This window comes from Halomonas sp. ND22Bw (assembly GCF_003011945.1).
GTDB lineage: Bacteria > Pseudomonadota > Gammaproteobacteria > Pseudomonadales > Halomonadaceae > Halomonas > Halomonas halophila.
Genome location: NZ_PXWD01001096.1, coordinates 1 through 263, shown reverse-complemented (window position 1 = coordinate 263; position 263 = coordinate 1). Strand labels below are relative to the sequence as shown.

The following is a 263-nucleotide window of genomic DNA, read 5'->3' as shown; positions in this document are numbered from 1 at the left end:
CGGGAATGACCGAGCGGGTCTCCTGCAGCTCCAGCCATTCCTGCACGTCGGGCGGCAGGACGCGCCAGTGGGCGCGGTCGTGGACCATGTCGCGCACCCGGTCGGCCAGGGAGGTGGACAGCGGGAACTTCGACCCGCCCCACGACGGGATCTTGGGGTCGCTGTCGTTCGCGTGCGTGACCAGGGCGTCTGTTCCCACTATGCCCTGGAACGCCCAGGTCTGGCCGGCGAACTGGAAGGTGTCGCCGGGTGTCAGCTGTTCG

The 263-nt window shown here is 69.2% G+C and carries 1 protein-coding gene; it reads right to left on the bottom strand.

Annotation, left to right across the window (positions count from 1 at the left end):
• A partial coding sequence (locus CVH10_RS21575) for a hypothetical protein (RefSeq protein WP_219924970.1) occupies nucleotides 1–263 on the bottom strand: 263 nt, incomplete at both ends.